Annotated in this window: 5 protein-coding genes and 3 pseudogenes; 4 read left to right on the top strand and 4 right to left on the bottom strand. The window is 64.5% G+C overall.

Annotated elements, in window-relative coordinates; translation table 11 throughout:
* Window positions 1–86 precede the first annotated feature (86 nt).
* Window positions 87–14,783 carry a non-ribosomal peptide synthetase gene (locus tag RM2_RS20300; protein ID WP_245814067.1) on the top strand — a complete coding sequence of 4,899 codons (14,697 nt, stop codon included), beginning with the start codon at window positions 87–89 and terminating at the stop codon, window positions 14,781–14,783.
* On the opposite strand, the pseudogene RM2_RS25415 reads toward RM2_RS20300, so the two are convergent.
* Window positions 14,761–14,898: pseudogene (locus RM2_RS25415) on the bottom strand (M50 family metallopeptidase); the annotation flags it as partial. The gene RM2_RS20300 and the pseudogene RM2_RS25415 overlap by 23 nt on opposite strands.
* Window positions 14,899–14,960: 62 nt before the next feature.
* Window positions 14,961–15,542: a helix-turn-helix domain-containing protein gene (locus RM2_RS20290; RefSeq protein WP_072691324.1), complete on the bottom strand. Its 582-nt coding sequence runs from the start codon at window positions 15,540–15,542 to the stop codon at window positions 14,961–14,963.
* Between the two features lie 101 nt (window positions 15,543–15,643).
* Here RM2_RS20290 and RM2_RS20285 point away from each other — a divergent pair.
* Window positions 15,644–16,897 (top strand): annotated as a pseudogene (locus RM2_RS20285) (MFS transporter); the annotation flags it as partial.
* Between the two features lie 191 nt (window positions 16,898–17,088).
* Window positions 17,089–17,475, top strand: coding sequence for an AMP-binding protein (locus RM2_RS26000; protein WP_072691322.1), 387 nt, complete (start codon window positions 17,089–17,091; stop codon window positions 17,473–17,475).
* A 212-nt stretch (window positions 17,476–17,687) separates the two neighbouring features.
* Here the strand turns inward: RM2_RS26000 and RM2_RS20275 are convergent, their stop codons facing one another.
* Window positions 17,688–18,554: a cyclopropane mycolic acid synthase family methyltransferase gene (locus tag RM2_RS20275; RefSeq protein WP_072691321.1), complete on the bottom strand. Its 867-nt coding sequence runs from the start codon at window positions 18,552–18,554 to the stop codon at window positions 17,688–17,690.
* 334 nt (window positions 18,555–18,888) lie between these two features.
* Between RM2_RS20275 and RM2_RS20270 the strand changes: the two are divergent.
* Window positions 18,889–19,424, top strand: a pseudogene (locus RM2_RS20270) (integrase core domain-containing protein); the annotation flags it as partial.
* Between the two features lie 128 nt (window positions 19,425–19,552).
* On the opposite strand, the gene RM2_RS20265 reads toward RM2_RS20270, so the two are convergent.
* Window positions 19,553–20,269, bottom strand: a complete 717-nt coding sequence (locus tag RM2_RS20265; protein ID WP_072691320.1) for a M50 family metallopeptidase — start codon at window positions 20,267–20,269, stop codon at window positions 19,553–19,555.
* Window positions 20,270–20,368: the final 99 nt, after the last annotated feature.

Genomic DNA, 20,368 nt, shown 5'->3' with positions numbered 1-20,368 from the left:
TCCTAGAAACCTCGGGCAGACTTCTCAACAGAGTCATGTCCCGACAGACGACGTCTTCGGGGACGAATCCGTGAGAGAAGCCGACGATGAACTCACCGACCTCGAATTATCCGGACGCGTTTCCCCTCTCCCCCGCCCAGCGAGGTATGTGGCTGGCTCAACAGGTCGATCCGACCGTACCGGTCTCGGTGGCCCAGTATGTGGAAATCCACGGCGCACTGGACCCTCCACTTCTGGAGTCCGCGTGTACCCGAGCGGCGTCGGAATTCGAGTCTTTCCGACTGCGGATCGCCGAGGTCGACGCCCAGCCACGGCAATGGGTGGACCAGAGCCTCGACCCGCCCCTCGACTACCTAGACCTCCGCACAGAACCCGATCCCGAAGCATCCGCGCACGCATGGATGCACGCCGAGACCACTACCCCGATCGACGTCCAGCGCGATCGGCTGACGATCTCCTACCTGTTGCACGTCGGACACGAACACTACTTCTGGTATTCGCGCGCCCACCACATCGCCCTGGACGGTTTCGGCTCCCTCAACGTGCTCCGCCGCGTCGCCGAGCTCTACACGGCCGCCGTGCACGGACTGCCTCCACCGGTCAGTAGGCCACTCGGCGTTCGCGACATCTACGAACTCGAGAGCGCGTACAACCACTCCGCTCGCCACGAGACCGACCGCGAGTACTGGACTGAGACGATGCGCGGCGTCACCCACTCGTGCACGATGGCTCGCGGCCGCGGCCCGGCCACAGCTCGTTCCCGGGACGTAAGCGGACTGCTTCCCGACAACATCGTCGAACTGTTCGAGAAGTGCACAGCGGCCCACAAAGTCAACCCGGCGACGCTCATGGTGTCTGCGGTGGCCGGATATCTGGCGAGAATGACCGGCGAGGACGACGTCACCCTCAGCCTTCCGGTGTCGGCCCGCACGACGGCGGCGCTTCGTAGGTCGGGCGGCATGGTCGCCAACGTGATCCCGCTGCGGATCGCGGCCTCGGGTACTGTGAACGTCGGCGATCTGGTGTCCCACACTCAGCTCGCGATGTCCGGGGCCCTGCGACATCAGCGCTACCGGCACGAGGACATCAGCGCAGACCGGGGGGACTCATTCACCGGCGCGCGACTGCTCGGCCCCGCGGTCAACATCATGCTCTTTCCCGATGACATCGTGCTCGGTTCCCTGACGACACACTTGCACGTGCTCTCTTCGGGGCCGATCGAGGACCTCCTCGTCAACCTCTATCGCCACGGAACTCGCGAACGGATGCATCTCGACTTCAAGGCGAACCCGCGCCTGTATTCACAGGACGAACTGGAGCGCCTTCACCTTCGATTTCTGCAATACTTCCGTCAATTCCTTCGGGCCGGTGCGGCGCAGCCGGTCGGCGACCTACCGATTCTCACTGCCGGCGAAACCACAGCGCTCGTCCCTTCCATCGGACCCCCTTGCCACACCGCCGTCACGCTCGTCGAACTGTTGCGCCGGTCCGCGATGCTGAATCCGGATTCGGTCGCCGCCGTCTGCGCCGGTCAGAAGATGACGTACCGCGATCTCGACGAGCGTTCGAATCTGGCAGCCGCGACACTAGCAGGAGCCGAAGTCGGGCCGGACGACGTTGTGGCGCTGGCATTCACGCGTTCGCTCGATTACGTCTGCTCGGTCTGGGCGGTGGCGAAAACGGGAGCCGCATTCTTGCCTGTGGATCCGAACTACCCGAAGCCTCGTATCCAACACATGCTCGACGATTCCCGTGTGGCGGTGGGATTGACCTCCGAAGAATTCTTGTCGAGCCTGCCGACCACCACCGACTGGCACCTGCCGGACGAGTCGGCTGTCGCCGATCCTCCACACATGACAACGCGACTCGACCAGATCGCCTATCTGATCTACACGTCCGGTTCGACGGGCGTTCCGAAGGGAGTCGCGGTCACCCATCGCGGGCTTGCCAACCTCGTTGCCGAACAACGCGCCCGATTCGGCATCGATGGAGCGTCCAGGGTTCTGCACGTCGCATCGCCGAGTTTCGACGCCTCCGTCTTCGAGATGCTGATGGCCTTCGGCTCCGGTGCCACGCTCGTGATCGCTCCCCCCGCGGTCTACGCTGGATCGCCGTTGGCGCACCTGATGACCACCGAGCGCGTCACACATGCGGTGATCACCCCGTCCACGCTGGCCTCGATCGAGCCGAACGACGTCGAGGGGCTGCGCATCCTCGTCGTCGCCGGCGAATCCTGCCCGCGGGACTTGTTGTCTTGGTGGGCTTCCCGGTGCACAGTGATCGACGCGTACGGGCCCGCCGAAAGCACCGTGATGGCGACCGTCAGCAACCCGCTCGACGGATCGAAGCCGGTCAGCATCGGACGGCCCATACGTGGGACGAGTGCGGTCGTCCTCGACCACCGACTGCACCCGGTTCCCGTCGGAGTGGTCGGCGAACTCTACATCGCGGGAGCCTCACTGGCCCGCGGATATCACCACCGAGCACGGGACACCTCCGCCCGGTTCGTTGCCGATCCGCACGGACCTCCGGGTACGCGCATGTACCGCACCGGCGACACCGTCCAATGGACGCCCGAGCATCAACTCGACTATCTCGGGCGCAGCGATGATCAAGTGAACCTACGGGGCCTGCGCGTCGAACCCGGCGAGATCGACACCACCATGCGCCGACATCCGGCGGTCCGGTTCGCCGTCACCGTGATTCGGACGCAAGCGGGCCGACCCCAGTTGACGTCGTACGTGGTGGGCACCGAGGACGTAGACGAGCAGAAGCTGCTCGCGTTCCTCAGCGCCGAACTGCCCCCGCACCTGGTCCCCGCCTCCGTCATCGCCCTCCCAGAAATCCCGCTGACCCCCTCCGGTAAACTCGATCGTAATGCTCTTCCCATCAACGACTTCCGCTCATCGAATCGGGTAGCTCCGGGCAACGAACGCGAACGCGTACTCCACGGCATCTACGCCGAAATCCTCAGCTCCGGTGACTTCGGTGTGGACGATTCGTTCTTCGCGCTCGGCGGCGACAGCATCATGGCGATTCAACTGGCATCCCGCGCACGGACTGCCGGAATCTCGTTCACCCCGCGTGATGTGTTCGAGCAACGCACGATCTCTCGCCTCTGCGGCATCGCCGACGCCGGAATCGATACCCCACTCCTCGAGGAACTGCCCGGGGGCGGGATCGGACACATTCCGCTGACTCCGGCAGCCGCCTTTCTGCTGGACAGGGTCGTTGACATCGATCGCTACGCGCAGGCCGTGCAGGTGGAGTTGCCGCTCGGAATAGACGCGCCCGGACTGTGCAGAGTCGTCGCGGCAGTAGTCGACCAGCACGATGTCCTGCGCACACACCTGGTCCGCCACTCCGACGGCACGGCGTTCCTCGAGGCGAGTCCGTCCGGCCCAGCGGCCGACGATCTGATTCTCCGGGTTCCGTTCGACGCACAGATCACCGATACGGAACTGGCCCACCGCGCTCAGGATGAACACGAAGCTGCCACTCGACGACTGGATCCCGTTGCGGGTGTGATGGTGCAGTGTGTCTGGCTCGATCCCTGCGCGTCGGATGCAAGCCGGCGCGGACGCCTCCTGCTCGTCGCGCATCACCTGGTGATCGACGGCGTCTCGTGGCGAATCCTGATCGGAGATCTCGCGGCGGCCTGGGCTCAGGTTCGGATGGGCACGTACCCCGTCACCCTTGCCCCGGTCGGGACCTCGCTGCGCCGGTGGTCACACGGTCTGATCGAAGAGGCGCAGCGACCGAACCGAAGGTCCGAGGTGGCGTTCTGGCGCGAGATGGTCGGAACCGACGATCCCCCACTCGGAACCCGGCCTCTCGACGGACTGCGAGACGTCAACTCCACCATCGATCATGTCCACGTGAAAGTGTCCAGAGCGGTGACGCACTCACTGTTCGTGGATATTCCGACCGCGTTCCACTGCGAGGTGAACGATGCGCTACTTGCCGCCCTCGCCCTTGCACTGACGAAGTGGCAGCACCGTCGGGGTCGGTCTACGACCTCGCCGTTGATCCGGCTCGAGGGGCACGGCCGCGAGGAATCGGCTCTGCCCGGCACCGACCTCTCGCGTACCGTCGGCTGGTTTACCAGCATTTTTCCCGTGCGTTTCGACCTCGCAGGAGTCGATGTGGTCGAGGCCCTTGCCAGCGGCCCGGCGGCGAGCAAGGCGATCAAGTCGGTCAAGGAACAACTACGTGCCGTGCCCGACAAGGGAATCGGATACGGGCTGTTGCGGTACCTCGGCGATGGCACCGCGCACGAATTGTGTGAGCGGCCCGACGGACAAATTGGCTTCAACTACCTAGGCCGACTCGATGCGGCTGTCACGGAAGGTGATTGGTGTCCGGTACGGGAGGGTACCGCGGTGTTCTCCTCGACCGAACCGTCGATGCCCGTGACGGCGCTGATCGACATCACCGCGTTCACATCGGATGGCGTCCTCGACACCACCTTCGAGTTCGCTAGCGGCGCGATCTCCGCCCAGGACGTACACGATCTGGCCGATCTGTGGGCGCAAGCATTGACCGCTCTCGCGACGCGGGCACAGTCTCCGCACGCGGGCGGGCTCACCCCGTCAGATTTGCCTCTCCTCCCCGTCGTCCAGGGCGACATCGAGGAGTGGGAACGAGACCACCCCGACCTGGTCGACGTGTGGCCATTGACGCCGCTGCAATCGGGCCTGCTCTACCACGCGACGCTTTCGGGTACGGATACAGATTCCGATCCGTATGTGATGCAGGTGATCCTGAGCCTGTCCGGACAAATCGATCACGAGCGACTATGCCACGCATGCAGCGCCGTCCTTGCTGCGCACGCGAACCTGCGGACCGCGTTCGTACGCGACGGTCGAGGCGTCCCGGTACAACTCGTACTGGACGACCCACCACTGAGATGGCAACACGCAGACCTTTCCGGCCCGGATGCGGACGCCGCCGCCGAGCAGATCCTGCGCGAGGACCGCGAGACCACCTTCGACCTCTCGGCTCCCCCGCTCCTTCGATTCGCACTACTCACTCGAGGTTCGATTCGCACCGAACTCGCCATCACCATCCACCACATCGTGCTGGACGGCTGGTCCATTCCGCTGCTGGTGCGCGAATTATTCTCCGCGTATCAGGACGGTGACGTACGGACGGAGTCGCCGTCGTCGAGTCCGTTCCGCGACTTCCTCGTGTGGCTCTCGGAGAGAGACACCCACGTATCGGCGCAAGCATGGGCGGCTGCACTCGGCGGGATCACCGAACCCACCCCATCAACGGGGGACACCGGACACACGTCCGAGGCCGCGTTGGATCTGACCGCGGAAGCCGCCCGGACACTTGCCGCGCATGCGACGGATCTCGGCGCCACCCTGAGCACCCTCGTCCAGCTAGCCTGGGGCATCGTTCTCGGACACGCGACCGGGCGGAGTGAAGTCGTGGTCGGCGCGACCGTTTCCGGTAGACCTGCGGAACTCTCCGGGGTGGAGTCGGCGGTGGGACTGTTCGTCAATACCGTCCCCGTGCGGATTCCACTCGACCCCGACGTCGACGTGGCCACGCTACTCACCAGTCTGCAGGCCCGCCACGTCCAACTCCTCGACCACCACTATCTGGGTCTCGCGGAGATCCAGAAGGCGGTCGGCGTGTCACCACTTTTCGACACGCTTGTTGCGTTCGAGTCCTATCCCGTGGACCGGACCGGACTGCCAGGTTCGCTGGACGGACTCGTGCTGGACGGAGTTCGCGCACATGATGCGTCGCATTACGCCGTGACGCTCTCGGCGACGCATTCTCAGGCTCTTCGGCTCGCCGCGAAGTATCGATCGGCCGAAATCGACGGGACCGCACTGCTCGCCCGGATGGGGCGCGTGCTCGAGAGCATCGGGCGGGATCCGCACATCCCGGTTGGTGCACTCGACCTGCTGAGCGACCAAGAGCGGAAACAGGTTCTGTACACCTGGAATGCCACGGACCGGCCCATGCCTTCGGAGACCCTGCTCGATCCGTACGACGCCCAGGTACGGCGGTCCCCCTCGGCCACGGCTGTGGTCTTCGGCGCGGAGCGACTCACGTACGCCCAGTTCGATGCGCGGGTGAACCGGCTTGCCCGGTATCTGGTGGCGAACGGTATTGGACCGGAAACCGTTGTCGGTGTGTCGATTCCCCGATCACTGCACCTCCTCGTTGCGCTGTACGCCGTAATGAAGGCCGGGGGCGCCTATCTTCCGGTCGACTCCGAACATCCGTTCGGGCGAAACGCACTGGTGGTGGATTCCGTCCTTCCGGCACTGCTCCTGACTTCCGGCGCCGGACAACGAACGATTGTTGACGGTGCGGCCGTCGTCGACCTGGATCTTCTGGACGTGACCGACTTCGGCTCGCAGCCCCTCACTGACTCCGAGAGGCGCTCACCACTGCGTTCAGCGAACACCGTGTCCGTCCTCTATACGTCCGGATCCACCGGAATGCCCAAGTGTATCAACGTGACCCACGAAATGATGGTGAACCAGTTTCGCTGGGCCCAGAAACGGATGCCGCTCGATTGTTCCGACGCGGTTCTCCACAAGACCCCGCTGACCTTCGACATCTCCGCCTGGGAGCTGTTCTGGCCGTTGCAGACCGGGGCGACGGTAGTGGTCGCTGAACCCGACGCCCACCGCGATCCTCGCTCACTCGCGCACACCGTCGAACGGGAGGCGATCACGACCCTCCACGTCGTGCCGTCACTGCTGGACGCGTACATCAAGCAGTGCGGCGACCGGGCACCTGCGACGCTCCGCCGCGTGATCTCGGCGGGCGAGGTTCTGACCTCAGCGACGGCGTCGAGATTCCGAAACATCACTGATGCAGAACTGCACAACTGGTACGGGCCGAGCGAGGCCGCCGCATCGACCGGGGAATTGTTCGACAGCGGTGATGTCGGCGCCACGGTTTCCATCGGCAAGCCCGTCGACAACATACGTACGTATGTACTCGATGCGCGTCTGCATCCGGTACCCCCAGGAATCAGCGGCGAGTTGTACCTGGCCGGTAGGTACGTGGCGCGGGGGTATGCCGGACGGCCTGGCCTCACCGCGGCCGGCTTCGTCGCCGATCCCTTCGGCGGGACGGGGGGACGGATGTACCGCACAGGTGACACGGTGCGCTGGGACGGCACGGGCCGGATCCACTATCTCGGACGCGCCGACTTCCAGATCAAGCTCCGCGGCCAGCGCATCGAACCCGGCGAAATCGAGGCGGCGCTGAAGTCCGACCTCTCGGTGTCAGAGGCTGCGGTCGCCGTGCACCGCGATCCGCGGGCCGGAGATCGACTGGTCGCGTATATCGTTCCCACCGAGGGTTTTCTGGGTGACACGAAGTGGATCACCGAGCGCCTCACGGCCCGGCTTCCGGCTTACATGATTCCCTCGGCAATCGTCCACCTCACCGCTCTGCCCGTCACGAGCAGCGGAAAGCTCGACCGCGCGTCACTACCGGAACCGCCGTCCGTGCGAAGCGAATCTGATTCTGTCGCTGGACCCGTCGAGGACATCATCGCATTCGTGTTCGCGGAGGTAACCGGCACGCCGCGCGTCGGAAGAGACGCAAACTTCTTCGCGGTCGGAGGCAACTCGTTGACCGCTGCCCAGGCCGTCGCCCGTGTCGGCTCGGCATTGAGCATATCGCTCGGAATACGCGAGCTGTTCGACCATCCCACCGTGGCAGGACTGTCCGAGCATCTCGCCGAGCGAGGGCGCGATACCGATCCGATACCGCTCGTGGCCCGCGCGCCCACCGAGCACGTCCCATTGTCTCCAGCGCAACAGCGACTGTGGTTCCTGAACCGTCTCGACGGACGGACGGCCACCGACAACATTCCGATCGTCTTGTCTCTGAACGGCACCCTCGACGAATCGGCGCTGTGTGCGGCGGTAGGCGATGTGATCGAACGCCACGAACCCCTGCGCACTATCTATCCCGAGCACGACGGGATTCCCTGCCAGCACATTCTGCCCATCTCCTCTGTTCCGTCATGCCGGATAACCAAGACTGCAGAACCGACCCGACTGGTACACGAACTTCTCTCGACAGGATTCGACCTCGCCACCGAACCCCCGGTTCGCACGGCTCTCCTCGCCGTTGGTGCGGACCAGTGGGTGCTGGCCCTGATCATTCACCACATCAGCGCCGATGGTTTCTCGCTCGGGCCTCTGGCGCGAGATATTCTGGCGGCGTACACGTCTCGAACGACTGGCGTGGGACCCGCCTGGGCTCCGCTACCCGTCCGATACGCCGACTACGCCCGTTGGCAGCGGGAACTACGCGACAGGCCGGGCAACTCGGCGCTCACGTATTGGACGAAGGCTCTATCTGACATGCCAGAAGTATTGCCACTACCCTCCGCCCGCGCCCGGCCACGTATTGCCACCCACGGAGGTTCCGACGTCGCCTTCACGCTCGACGGCGAGGTTCACCAGAAAATTCGCGCACTCGCGCGCACCCTCGACGCAACTCCGTTCATAGTGGTGCACGCGGCACTGGCCGTCTTTGCGACGAGGCTCAGCGGCATCCACGACATCGCCATCGGTACACCCGTATCGGGACGTGGACCCCGGGAACTCGACGATCTCGTCGGCATGTTCGTCAACACACTCGTGCTGCGGACCGACACCCCCCTGCGCAGCACCTTCGCCGAGGTCGTCGCACACGTGCGGAGCGTCGACCTCGCCGCATACTCCCATGCGGACGTTGCCTTCGAGGAGGTGGTCGAGGCACTCGCACCCGCTCGCACACGCAGCCACAACCCACTGTTCCAGTTGGCGCTCGCCTTCCACAACACGGCGCCTATCGTGTTCGACCTTCCGGACGTGTCCGGCGAAGTTCTCCCAATCGACACTCACACAGCGAAGTTCGACCTCCAGCTGACGGTGATCGAGTCGTTCGACGACGAAGGTGCCCCGGCCCCGCTGTCGTGTGTCTTCACCTACGCGACCGACCTGTTCGACGAGGCAACCGTGACGGGATTCGCGGATCGGTTCCGGCGCGTTCTCTGGGCCGCACTCGAGCGTCCCACTGCCGTGATCGGCGACATCGAACTCCTCGACCGTGAGGAGAATCAGACCGAGATCGGGCACCGAGGTCCACCGTCGCTGCCACAACTGACGCTGCCCAAGTTGATATCGGCGGCGGTAGAACAGGACCCGGCCGCGACGGCTGTCAGAGCCGACGGCCGATCTCTCACCTATCGCGAACTCGACAACGAGTCGAATCGACTCGCCCGCGCGCTGATTCGGCGGGGGGTGGGGCCGGAAGCGGTCGTCGCCCTTGGCCTGCCCCGGTCGGTACTGTCGGTCCTCTCCATGTGGGCCGTTGCGAAGACGGGGGCCGCGTTCGTGCCCGTGGACCCGCACTACCCCGTGCCCCACATCGAGTACCTGCTTGGCGACTCCGGCGCCTCCCTCGGGCTGACCACCCGGCCGGATCGCAAGGTAATGCCGAACCCGGTCGACTGGTTGCTGCTCGACGATCGGGGCTTCCGAACCGAATGTCGCGGTTACTCATCCGCCGAGATATCCGATTCCGAACGTTCACAGCGACTGCGCACTCAGAACCCGGCGTACGTGATCTACACGTCAGGTTCGACCGGCCGGCCCAAGGGCGTCGTGGTGACGCATGCCGGTCTCGCCGACTTCACGGCAGAGCAGCGTGAGCGGTACACGGTGACGGCGTCCTCGCGGGTACTGCACGCGTCGTCCCCCAGCTTCGACGGGGCGATACTCGAGATGCTGCTCTCGCTCGGCACGGGCGCCTGCGCGGTGCTCGCGCCACCGACTGTATACGGCGACGATCAGCTTGCAGATCTGCTTCTCACCGAACGGGTGAGCCACATGTTCACCACGCCTTCGGTGCTGGCGACGATCGACCCTGCCAGGCTGCACCCGCTGCGGGTCGTTGTGGTGGGCGGCGAACCCTGCCCTTCCGGCCTCGTCACCGACTGGTCGGCACAGGAACACATTTCACTGTTCAATGGATACGGGCCGACCGAAACGACCGTGATGGCGAGTATCAGTGATCCGATGATGCCCGGCGAGGTCGTCACGATCGGCCGCCCTGTGCGCGGTTCCGCGATCCTATTGCTGGACCCGCGTCTGCACCCGGTTCCGGCCGGTGTCGCGGGCGAACTGTACATCCGCGGCCCAGGTGTTGCGCGGGGCTACCATCGTAGGTCGGCGCTGACCGGTGAACGATTCGTGGCTTGTCCCTTCGGGACAGCCGGCAAACGCATGTACCGGACCGGTGATGTCGGGCGGCGGCGACTGGACGGCTCGATCGAGTACCTGTATCGCAATGACGCGCAGATCGAACTGCGCGGCGTCCGGATCGAACTCGGTGAGATCGACTCGACCCTCCTCGAGCACCCCGCCGTGAAGTTCGCCGCGACCGATGTACGCAGGCGAAACCGGGTGGACGCCCTGGTGTCGTATGTTCTTCCGGCGGATGATGTAACCGTCGACCCCGCCCAACTGATCCGGCACGTGGCCGCGTGTCTGCCCGCACCATTCGTGCCTGCCACCGTGGTCATCGTGGATAATGTGCCGCGCACTGTGAACGGCAAGCTTGACCGCGCAGCCCTTCCCGACCCGGCGCCTGCCACGGCCCAGTTCGACGCCCCTCGCACGCCCACCGAACGGATCGTGGCAACGGTGATCGGCGAGATACTCGATACCGAACTGGTGGGGCGGGACGACAATTTCTTCTCTCTCGGCGGCACGTCGTTGTCCGCCACCCGAGCCGCCTCCCGAATCGGCGCGACCCTCGGCACCACTGTGCCGGTGCGCACCCTGTTCGACGCTCCTACGGTGTCCACGCTCGCAGCGGCCGTCGCCGACCAAACCGAGGACACGGCGCCGGTAGCCCTGACCGTCCGTCCACGGCCGGCGCGTATCCCGCTCTCTCCTGCTCAGCGACGGCTGTGGTTCCTTGCACGCCTCGCCCCCGGATCACCGGAATACAACATCTCTATGGCACTGAGACTTTCGGGCTCCCTGGATGTGGCCGCCCTGGGTGCAGCCATCGTGGACGTGGTTCATCGTCACGAGCCATTGCGCACGCAATACCCAGAGCATGACGGTGTCGCGCGTCAGCAGATCGTCCCGGCCTCGCGGGCCGTTCCACACCTCACGCCGATACCGGTTTCACGCAGCGAGGTCGCCGCACGAGTGGCGGCATGTGCGACCACAGGATTTACGCTCAGCGACGAGCCCCCGATACGCGCCCGCCTCTTTGCCCTCTCCGGCGACGAGTGGGTGTTGGCCGTGACCGTCCACCACATCAGCGCGGACGGCTATTCGGTGGGCCTGCTGATCGGCGACCTAATGGGGGCATATGCCGCGCGACTGTCTGGGCAGGCGCCGCGGTGGCAGCCGCTGCCCGTACAGTACACGGACTACACGTTGTGGCAGCGCGAATTACTCGGCGACCGCACAGATTCTCATTCCCTTGTTGCGCAGCAGTTGTCGTACTGGAAGAAGACGTTGACCGGCGCACCGGAGCAGCTGCGGCTACCAACCGACAGGCCGCGTTCCACTGTCGCGTCCCACCGCGCCGGCACGGTCGACACGGCGCTCGACGACGATCTCTGCCACGCGATCGAGCACACCGCATCGGCGAACGCGGTCACCGTGTTCATGGTCGTGCACGCCGCATTCGCGGTTCTACTGACGCGGCTCAGCGGGTCGACAGACATCGTGATCGGCACCCCCGTCGCCGGACGAGGGGATCAAGCCCTCGATGAACTGGTCGGGATGTTCGTCAACAACCTGGTTCTACGCACCGAAGTGGTGCCCGCGGAAAGCTTCAGTTGCCTACTCTCCCGGGTACGGGAGAGCGATCTCGACGCGTTCGCGCACTCCACCGTTCCCTTCGAAACCGTGGTCGAGGTGCTCGACCCCGCCCGCTCGCGCGCACGCAATCCCCTGTTCCAGGTGGAGTTGGCCTTCCAGAACCTCGACCACACCCTGCTCACGCTGCCTGGTCTCCACGTTTGCGCGGCGACGCCGTCCATCCCGTCGGCGAAGTTCGACTTGCAACTCACCGTGATCGTCGATCCGCACCCATCACCGGAACGCACCCGGATGTCTGCCGTGTTCACCTACGCCACCGATCTGTTCGACCACCACACCGTCGTGGAAATCGCCGAACACTTCGTCACGACGCTGAGCGAGGCCGTCGCACAACCCGATCTGCCGGTCGGCGACATCGCCGTCCTCGAACAGATCCCCCCACCGGTAGCAGCCCGGCCCACCGGCCTGACACTCATCGATCTCTTCGATCGGCAGGTCGCGGCATCACCCCAAGCAACAGCGGTCGTCCAGGGGGAATGTGAACTCACGTACCGTGAATTCGACGAAATGGTCAATCGCCTGTCCCGCTACTTCATCGGCATCGGCATCGGCCCGGAGTCGATGGTGGGTCTGGCTGTCCGCCATTCGGTCGACCTGCTCGTTGGAATGTATGCCGCCGCCAAAACCGGAGCGGCGTACCTGCCGATCGACCCGGATCAGCCGGCGCATCGCAACGCCGAGGTGATCCGGTCCTCGGGCACGCGCGTCGTCCTCACCACCGAGCGGGATCGCTTCGACATCTCCGATGTCCTCCCGGCGAAGACCCACCTCGTCGAACTCGACCGAGTGGATGTCTCTCGTTTCGACTCGTCGCCGGTCACCGACCTGGACCGGATCACGCCCCTACGCGCACAGAACTCTGCGTATGTGATCCACACGTCGGGATCGGCGGGCGCACCGAAGGGCGTGGTGGTGACTCACGCGGCGGTCGTGAACTTTCTGAACTGGCGACAGAGCACCGATCCGATCAGCGGCGGGGACACGGTGCTGCTGAAGTTGCAGCACACGTTCGACGCCTCGGTGCGCGAATTCTGGTGGCCACTCGTCGCGGGTGCGCGGCTCGTGATCGCGCCACCGGACGGCCACCGTGATCCGCTGCGTCTCGCAGAGTTGATCGGGCGGCATCGGGTGAGTGTGGGGTACTTCCTTCCGCTGATGCTCGCCGAGATCCTGGCGGTCCCCGATGCCGATCTCACGTCGCTGCGGCAGGTGTCGTGCGGCGGCGAGACCCTGCCTCGGAATACCGCTCACGCCTTCCATTCGCGGTGCCCGGATGCTGCACTGTACAACGAATATGGTCCGACCGAATCGACTGTGGCCGTGACGCGTTCGGTTTTCGATGCCGACGAGGTGACCGTCCCGATCGGATTGCCTCAGCACGGTGTCGGTGTGCTCGTGTTGGATTCGCGACTACATCCGACGCCCGTCGGTGTTCCAGGTGAGCTATACCTCGCAGGCGCGCAACTCGCCCGCGGATACTTGCGGCAACCCGGCGTGACCGTCGCCCGGTTCGTCGCCAGTCCGTGGGGACCGCCCGGCGCACGGATGTATCGGACGGGCGACGTGGTGAGTCGACAAAAGGACGGCACCCTCGACTACCTCGGCCGCCGCGACCTCCAGGTGAAGATTCGCGGCCAACGCGTCGAACTCGAGGAGATCGAAACTGCGCTGCGGGCTCACCGCAGCGTCGCACAGTCCGCGGCCGCCGTATATGAATCACCCACCACCGGAACCCGTCTGGTCGGGCACGTGGTCCCCCGCCCGGGCGGGGTGATCGACACCCGACTGTTGTCTGCGGAACTGGCTCAGAGCCTTCCCCGATACATGGTGCCCAACCAGATCGCGGTGATCGAGGCGCTGCCGTCGACTCCCCACGGCAAGCTCGACCGGCGGGCGCTGCCCGATCCCGGCATTCCTCGGGCCCAGCGATTCCGGCCTCCGACCACCCGCACGGAGAAAATGGTCACGTCCGTATTCGCAGAGGTCCTCGGCGGCGGCCCGGTCGGGTTGGACGACAACTTCTTCGAGTTGGGTGGCAATTCATTGTCCGCAGCCAAAGCCGCATCACGACTCCACGCGACGACGAACGTCGAGGTCCGGATCGAATGGTTCTTCGCCGACCCGACCATTGAGGCGATCGCGGCCAGAATCTCGTCGAGCCTCGCGCGGGCTCCCGAAGCCGCGACCGCCCTCGGCGTACTGCTGCCGTTGCGTCACGGCGGCGAGCGCGAGCCGCTGTTCTGCATTCATCCTGCGATCGGATTGTCTTGGTGCTATTCGGGACTGAGCGCACACCTCGATCCAGACAGGCCGGTATACGGTGTGCAGTCGCCTGCCTTGACCGTGCCTGGCGAACGGTTCACCTCGATCACGCACCGTGCCCACCGCTACGTCGAGGAGATTCGCCGCGTGCAACCGCGGGGGCCCTACCACCTGCTCGGGTACTCGGTGGGTGGCGTCATCGCCCACGCGATGGCCGTCGAGTTGCGGTCACTCGGCGAAGATGTGGGGGTGCTCGCGATGATCGACAGCTACGCCACCGCGAAACGGGACAGCCCGCTGCCGTCCGCGCAGGAACTGCTGGCGGAGTTCGGTGACGACCTAGCCGAGCAACTCGGTCCGGAGCATCTGACGCGGTTGTACGAGGACTACGTCGACGTCATCGACGCTGCTGCCGCCTTCGTGCCGGGACGGTTCGACGGCGGACTGCTGTTCTTCAGCGCCGCCCGGGACAAATCCCAACCCGTCTCGGCTAGCACGACGTGGCGGCCGTGGATCGGCGGGGAGTTGATCGACCACACCGTCGACCACCCGCATGCCCGCGTGACCGACCCGGAGGCCCTGGCAGTCCTCGGACCTATCCTGGCAACCGCACTGGTCAGCCCAAAACGGGGCGGATGATCCAGCCGCCACCCAGCACGAGGCAACTGATCGTCACCAAGAGGAACAGACCCACCCAGACCAGTCCCGGAAAGTGGGTGAGCCGCGCGAGTTCATCTGCGTCAGAGTTCGGGGCAACGGCATCGCGCCAAGGGTGCATGACATTCTTCGGCTCTCTACGTCGTATCGAAGAAAGGGCTAGATATCGCTATCCGGCAGGTCGGTTCGAGCAACAGCCTGATCGCCGTGAGGGCCGAAGAGGTGCAGAATTTCCACGACGCTGGTGCCATCCGGGCCGAACCAGTGCGGTTCTTCGGTATCGAATTCGGCTAGTTCCCCGGGACGGAGCACGAGTTCTCGCTCTCCGATGATCAACCGAAGCTTGCCCGCCAGGACGTAGAGCCACTCATGACCGGCATGGCGTACCAGCTTCGCTTTCCGAGGGCCAAGTACGTGCTTGAAGACCTGTACGCGACCCGGAAAGTGGGTGAGCGGGACCATTACGTCGCCCCGTTTTTTCCGATGCGGCGTCAAGTGAATGCGAGGATCGCCCGTCGCTGGTGCGTCGACGATCTCGTCGAGTGTCACGCGATGTGCTCTCACGAGTGGAATGAGCAGATCGAGGGTCGGACGTCGGTGACCCGTTTCCACCCGGGACAGTGTGCTCATCGATAGGCCGGTCTGTTCGGCGAGTCTCTCCAGAGTCACGCCGCGCGCTCGGCGCAACGCACGCAGGCGCGGTCCGATGCCGTCAAGTATTCCTGCCACGTCAGCATTCACGGTTTTCCATTCTTGCAGATTCCGCAAGTTTGCTGGCGCAAGCCTGTGGTCGCGATGGAGCATCACCGTATACCCGCAAAGTCTTGCAATAGGAAGGGCGTATGGTGATCGCGATTGATGCTGTGACGCAATCTGTTCCGAGTTCACGTCGTCGCTGGACGGTGCTGGCGATCTGCGCGTCGGCCATGTTTCTCGTCGGTCTCGACACGACGATCGTCAATGTGGCTCTCCCGCAGATCGGGAAGGGTTTGGATGCGGACACTCGCGGTCTCGAGTGGGTGGTGAACGCTTATACGGTGACACTGGCGAGTCTGCTGATCACCTCGGGTGCTCTTGCCGATCGAATCGGCCGCCGACGGATATTTCTGACCGGGCTGATCCTATTCGGCGCCGCAACACTCGCCTGTGCCGTCGCGCCCACGCTCGGCACCTTGATTGCGGCGCGGGTCGTGCAGGGTGCGGGAGCGTCGATGCTCAGTCCGGTCGCGCTGGCCATCGTCGTCAATACGATGCCCGACCCGGCCGAGCGCGCGAAGGCAATTGGTGTCTGGGCTTCGGTGTTCGGGCTGAGTATGGCTGTCGGCCCCGTCACCGGTGGAATGTTGATCGCAGTCGCAGGCTGGCGCGCGGTGTTCTGGGGCACTGTGCCCCTCGTTCTGGTGGCGATCGTCGCGGTCCGGATGTACGTTCCCGAGTCACGGGGTCAGCGCGCCCGACAAGTCGACGTACCCGGCCAGGTTCTGCTTGCCATGTTTCTCGGTGCTGCCATCTGGGTCCTTGTCCAGGGGCCGGTGATCGGATGGGGCTCGCTTCCGGCGGTGGCCGGGTACATCGTCACCGTCTCGGCGTTTGCCGGTTTCATCTCGGTCGAGCTGCGTCGCGCCGAGCCGTTGATGGACCTCGGGTTGTTTCGTCGCCCGAACTTCACTGGAGCAGTCGTGGGTGCCGTCGCGGTTTTCGTCGCCCTGAACGTCACACTGCTGCTCAGCACGCTCTACTTCCAGCAGGTACGCGGGTGGGCTCCGCTGAATGCCGGCGCGATCGTCCTGCCATTGGCTACGGGAGCCGCACTGTGTGCGCCCCTGTCAGGAATGCTGGTCAGCCGAATCGGCCCGCGCATTCCGCTTGCGATTGCGGGGGTGTTCACCCTCCTCGGCGGCGTGTGTATGACGGCCCTGGGCAATGACACCACCTACGTCACGGTCCTCGCCGCCTACGTTCTGATCGGGATCGGTTTCGGTTTTGCCAACGCGCCGATAACGAACACCGCCATCAGCGGCCTACCTGCCGATCGCGCCGGCGTCGCAGCTGGCACCACGTCCACCGCTCGGCAACTCGGTTCCGCCGTGGGAATCGCGATCGCCGGTGGTCTGGCAGCCGGCGCGAGTCCGTTCGACCTGGCGGACGTGATCCGGCCTGGGTGGTTGGTCGTGGGGCTGTGCGGACTGCTCCTGCTCCTCGTCGCATACTCGAGCACCCGACGTCAGCACCCGATCGACTTCGCTAGTCACTCTGCGCGCGCAGATACCGACCGAAGTGCTGGACGGTGAATCCGATCGACCCGCGCTCGGCCGAGATCTTGGCGGTCCCCGATTCTGATCTCACGTCGCTGCGGCAGGTGTCGTGCGGCGGCGAGACCCTGCCTCGGAATACCGCTCACGCCTTCCATTCGCGGTGCCCGGATGCTGCACTGTACAACGAATATGGTCCGACCGAATCGAATGTGGCCGTCACACCTCGATCCAGACAGGCCCGTCTACGGCGTGCAGTCCCCTGCCCTGACCGAGCCTGGCGAACGGTTCACCTCGATCACGCACCGCGCCCACCGCGTAAGACCACTGGGGTGGCGTGCGCTGCGGCGGTTGCGGTTGCGATTGCAGACAATCAAACCAGAAAGGACGCCAGGATAGGTCCGAGGACTGCCAGGGCCTGATGACGGGGCTGAACAAGATCCTTCAGTCGATGCGGATCAGCCTGGGCACACATCGGGGAACACGTCTCGTGCTCCCCGGTCACTACGAGTTCAGATAGACGTGTTGTCAAACGGCAAAATGGGATAGGCGGCGAGCTACTCATCCGAGAGCTCCGGCCAGCAGCGACGGTTCCACTCGCGATCGGCCAACGGCTACCACTGGCGCGTTGGGCTCAACCCTGTTTGGACAGGGAGAACTGCATTACGTCGACATGCCCGCTGCGAAACCGGTCGGCGCAGCCCGTCAGGTATTTCATGTACCGCTGGTAGATCTCCTCCGAGGCGATCTGGACGGCGTCGTCGTGGCGGGCGGCGAGTGCCGCGGCCCACAGGTCCAACGTACGGGCGTAATGCGATTGCAGCGGCTGAATCCGGTCGACACGGAACCCCGCTCGCTCGGCCGCGGTGGTAACCCATTCCGGTTCGGGTATCTGACCATACCGAAAGATCTCTCGAGCGATGAAAATGGCAAAACGGACGTCGTCCTCGGTGACGGGTACGCCCATCTTCTCCAGGGTCCCTCGCCCGTAGCAGACGATCGAGTGCAGCAACATCCGCCCATCCGGCGGGAGGAGGTCCTGGCACTTGTCGAAGAACGCTTCGTAGCGGCGGCGGCGGAAGTGCTCGAATGCGCCGATGCTGATGATGCGGTCCACCGGCTCGTTGAACTCTTCCCAGCCCTGCAGTCGGACCTCCGCTGTCCGCGACCCAGGCAGGTCGGAAAGGAGCTGGGTGACGTGCCGGTATTGATTGTCGCTGAGGGTGAGCCCGATGACATTGACATCGTATTTTTCGAGGGCGCGCAACATGGTCGAACCCCAGCCGCAGCCGATGTCGAGCAGTGTCATCCCCGGATGCAGGTCGCATTTACTGAGCGAGAGATCGACCTTGGCCAGTTGCGCCTGTTCGAGAGTCATGTCCTCGCGCTCGAAATAGGCGCAGCTGTAGGTCATGCTCGGATCTAGGAACAGACGGAAGAAGTCGTCGTCCAAGTCGTAGTGGGACTGCACCTGTTTGAAGAAGGGCTTCAATTCCGACATTCCAGATCCTTAATCTCGACATCGCTGGCTTCCTCACCAGCGGAGCCGAATGTACATTAAGGACCTGAACCCGACCTGAGTTCTTCGCCGTATCTACCGATGCGACCACATAGAGAATCGAAAGTGTCTGTCCGACTCACAAACCTGATCGAACGATCATTCGCCCTGCTCGAGCAATGGCGCGGGCCACCGGTCACACGCTACGGCACCCCTATCACCGATCGCGCAGCCATCGTCCCGTGCGCCTGCATCACCTGGACACGCGTATAGGAGACGCAGCATAGGGGTTGCAGGTCATGTCTCACACGTAACCGCCGAAATGGGGATCTCCCGCGCCTGCGCCCGCACCGGATACGTGTACCGGCACTCGGCCGTCGACGGATTCTCCCGCCTCGCGTCTCCCCAAGCACTGCGTGCAGGGAGGTGCCCCCACCGAGGGCCCTGGTCGATGAGAAAGCTTCCACAGCAGTCGGGTTCATACACCGAGCGCGGGCGTTCTTCGCCGCACACGGCATCACCCATTTCCACCGGATCGTGAGCGACAATAGGTCTCGCTACCGGGCGAAAGACTTCGCGCGAGTTCTGCACGGTGCACGGCACCAGCGGACCACGCCGTATACCCCACGCCGCAACGACAAGGTCGAGCGGTACAACCGCATCCTGGCCGAGGACTTCCTCTGCGCCCGCATGTGGACGAGCGAAAAGCTTGCGATCCCGGGCCCTGCACGTGTGGAACGTGCCCTACAACTACCACCGACCCCACACTGCCGTCGGAAACCCCCACCCGCGAGAAAACTCCGAACCAGTACGTCATGGCCTCATACACCTAGGCCCAAAGATCCGGATGCTTGCATCGGGCAAATATGGTGAGGGATTGACCAGTTCCAAACTGCTGATCGCCGGGATAACGCATGTACTGTCATCGCGCGGTGCGAGGCCATGTCAGCGCTGCCCCTGCATCGGGTCGCGTCGGCGCCTGCAGTGGGCCGGGCGCGGCCTCAGCCGATGACGGGGCGCAGTATCCATCCGCCACCCAGCACGAGACAACTGACCGTCACCACGAGGAACAGCCCCACCCAGACGAGTCCTGGAATGTGGGTGAGCCGCGCGAGTTGATCGGCGTCGGAGTTCGGGGCCGCACCCTTGGCGCGATGTCGTTGCAACTCGATGACGGGCCGCGTCGCGGCCACCAGCATGAACAGCGTGATGAAGTACGCCGCCGCCACCTGTTGATCCTGTGTTCCGAACCAGACGAGCGCGAACAGCAGCGCCCCGACCAGGCTCAGCGAGAACAACCCGAACAGGTTCCGGACGAGAATCAGCATCGCCGCCAGTGCCGCCACGCCGATCCACAACACCGCCACCGCATGTCCTGAACCGAGCACCCAGGCCGCACCCAAGCCGAGCACGGCGGGGCCCACGTACCCTGCGAACGTCATGAGAACCACGCCAAGACCGGTGGGTTTTCCCGAAGAAATGGCCACACCCGACGTGTCCGAATGCAGCCGCACGCCTTTGAGTCTTCTCCCGAAGAGCAGCGCAACCAACAGGTGCGCGCCCTCGTGGACGATGGTCACCACGTTGCGGGTAAGTCGCCAGGCGTGCGGTTCGAGAACCAGGACGATGGCCACGACCGACGCGACCTGGACGATCCATGTGGCAGGTGCGGGACTGACAGCGCTCATGCGTTCCCACAACGATTGAATTTCGTTCATCGGCGCCGAGTGTAACGGCGCCGACGGGAGCTACCTGCGCCCCGCGAGATGTGGGATCAGCCCGCCGGCGAGCACATCATCCACCTGACGTCGACTGAG

Origin of the sequence: Rhodococcus marinonascens NBRC 14363, assembly GCF_001894885.1 — a bacterium.
Classification (GTDB): domain Bacteria; phylum Actinomycetota; class Actinomycetes; order Mycobacteriales; family Mycobacteriaceae; genus Rhodococcus_F; species Rhodococcus_F marinonascens.
The sequence above is the reverse complement of the archived record's forward strand: the minus strand, read 5'-3'. Positions and strand labels throughout refer to the sequence as shown.

Bases quoted from the DNA above. Each gene is read 5' to 3' on its own strand.
- RM2_RS20265 (WP_072691320.1), bottom strand. From the start codon at position 20,269: ATGAACGAAATTCAATCGTTGTGGGAACGCATGAGCGCTGTCAGTCCC.
- RM2_RS20275 (WP_072691321.1), bottom strand. From the start codon at position 18,554: ATGTCGGAATTGAAGCCCTTCTTCAAACAGGTGCAGTCCCACTACGAC.
- RM2_RS20300 (WP_245814067.1), top strand. From the start codon at position 87: ATGAACTCACCGACCTCGAATTATCCGGACGCGTTTCCCCTCTCCCCC.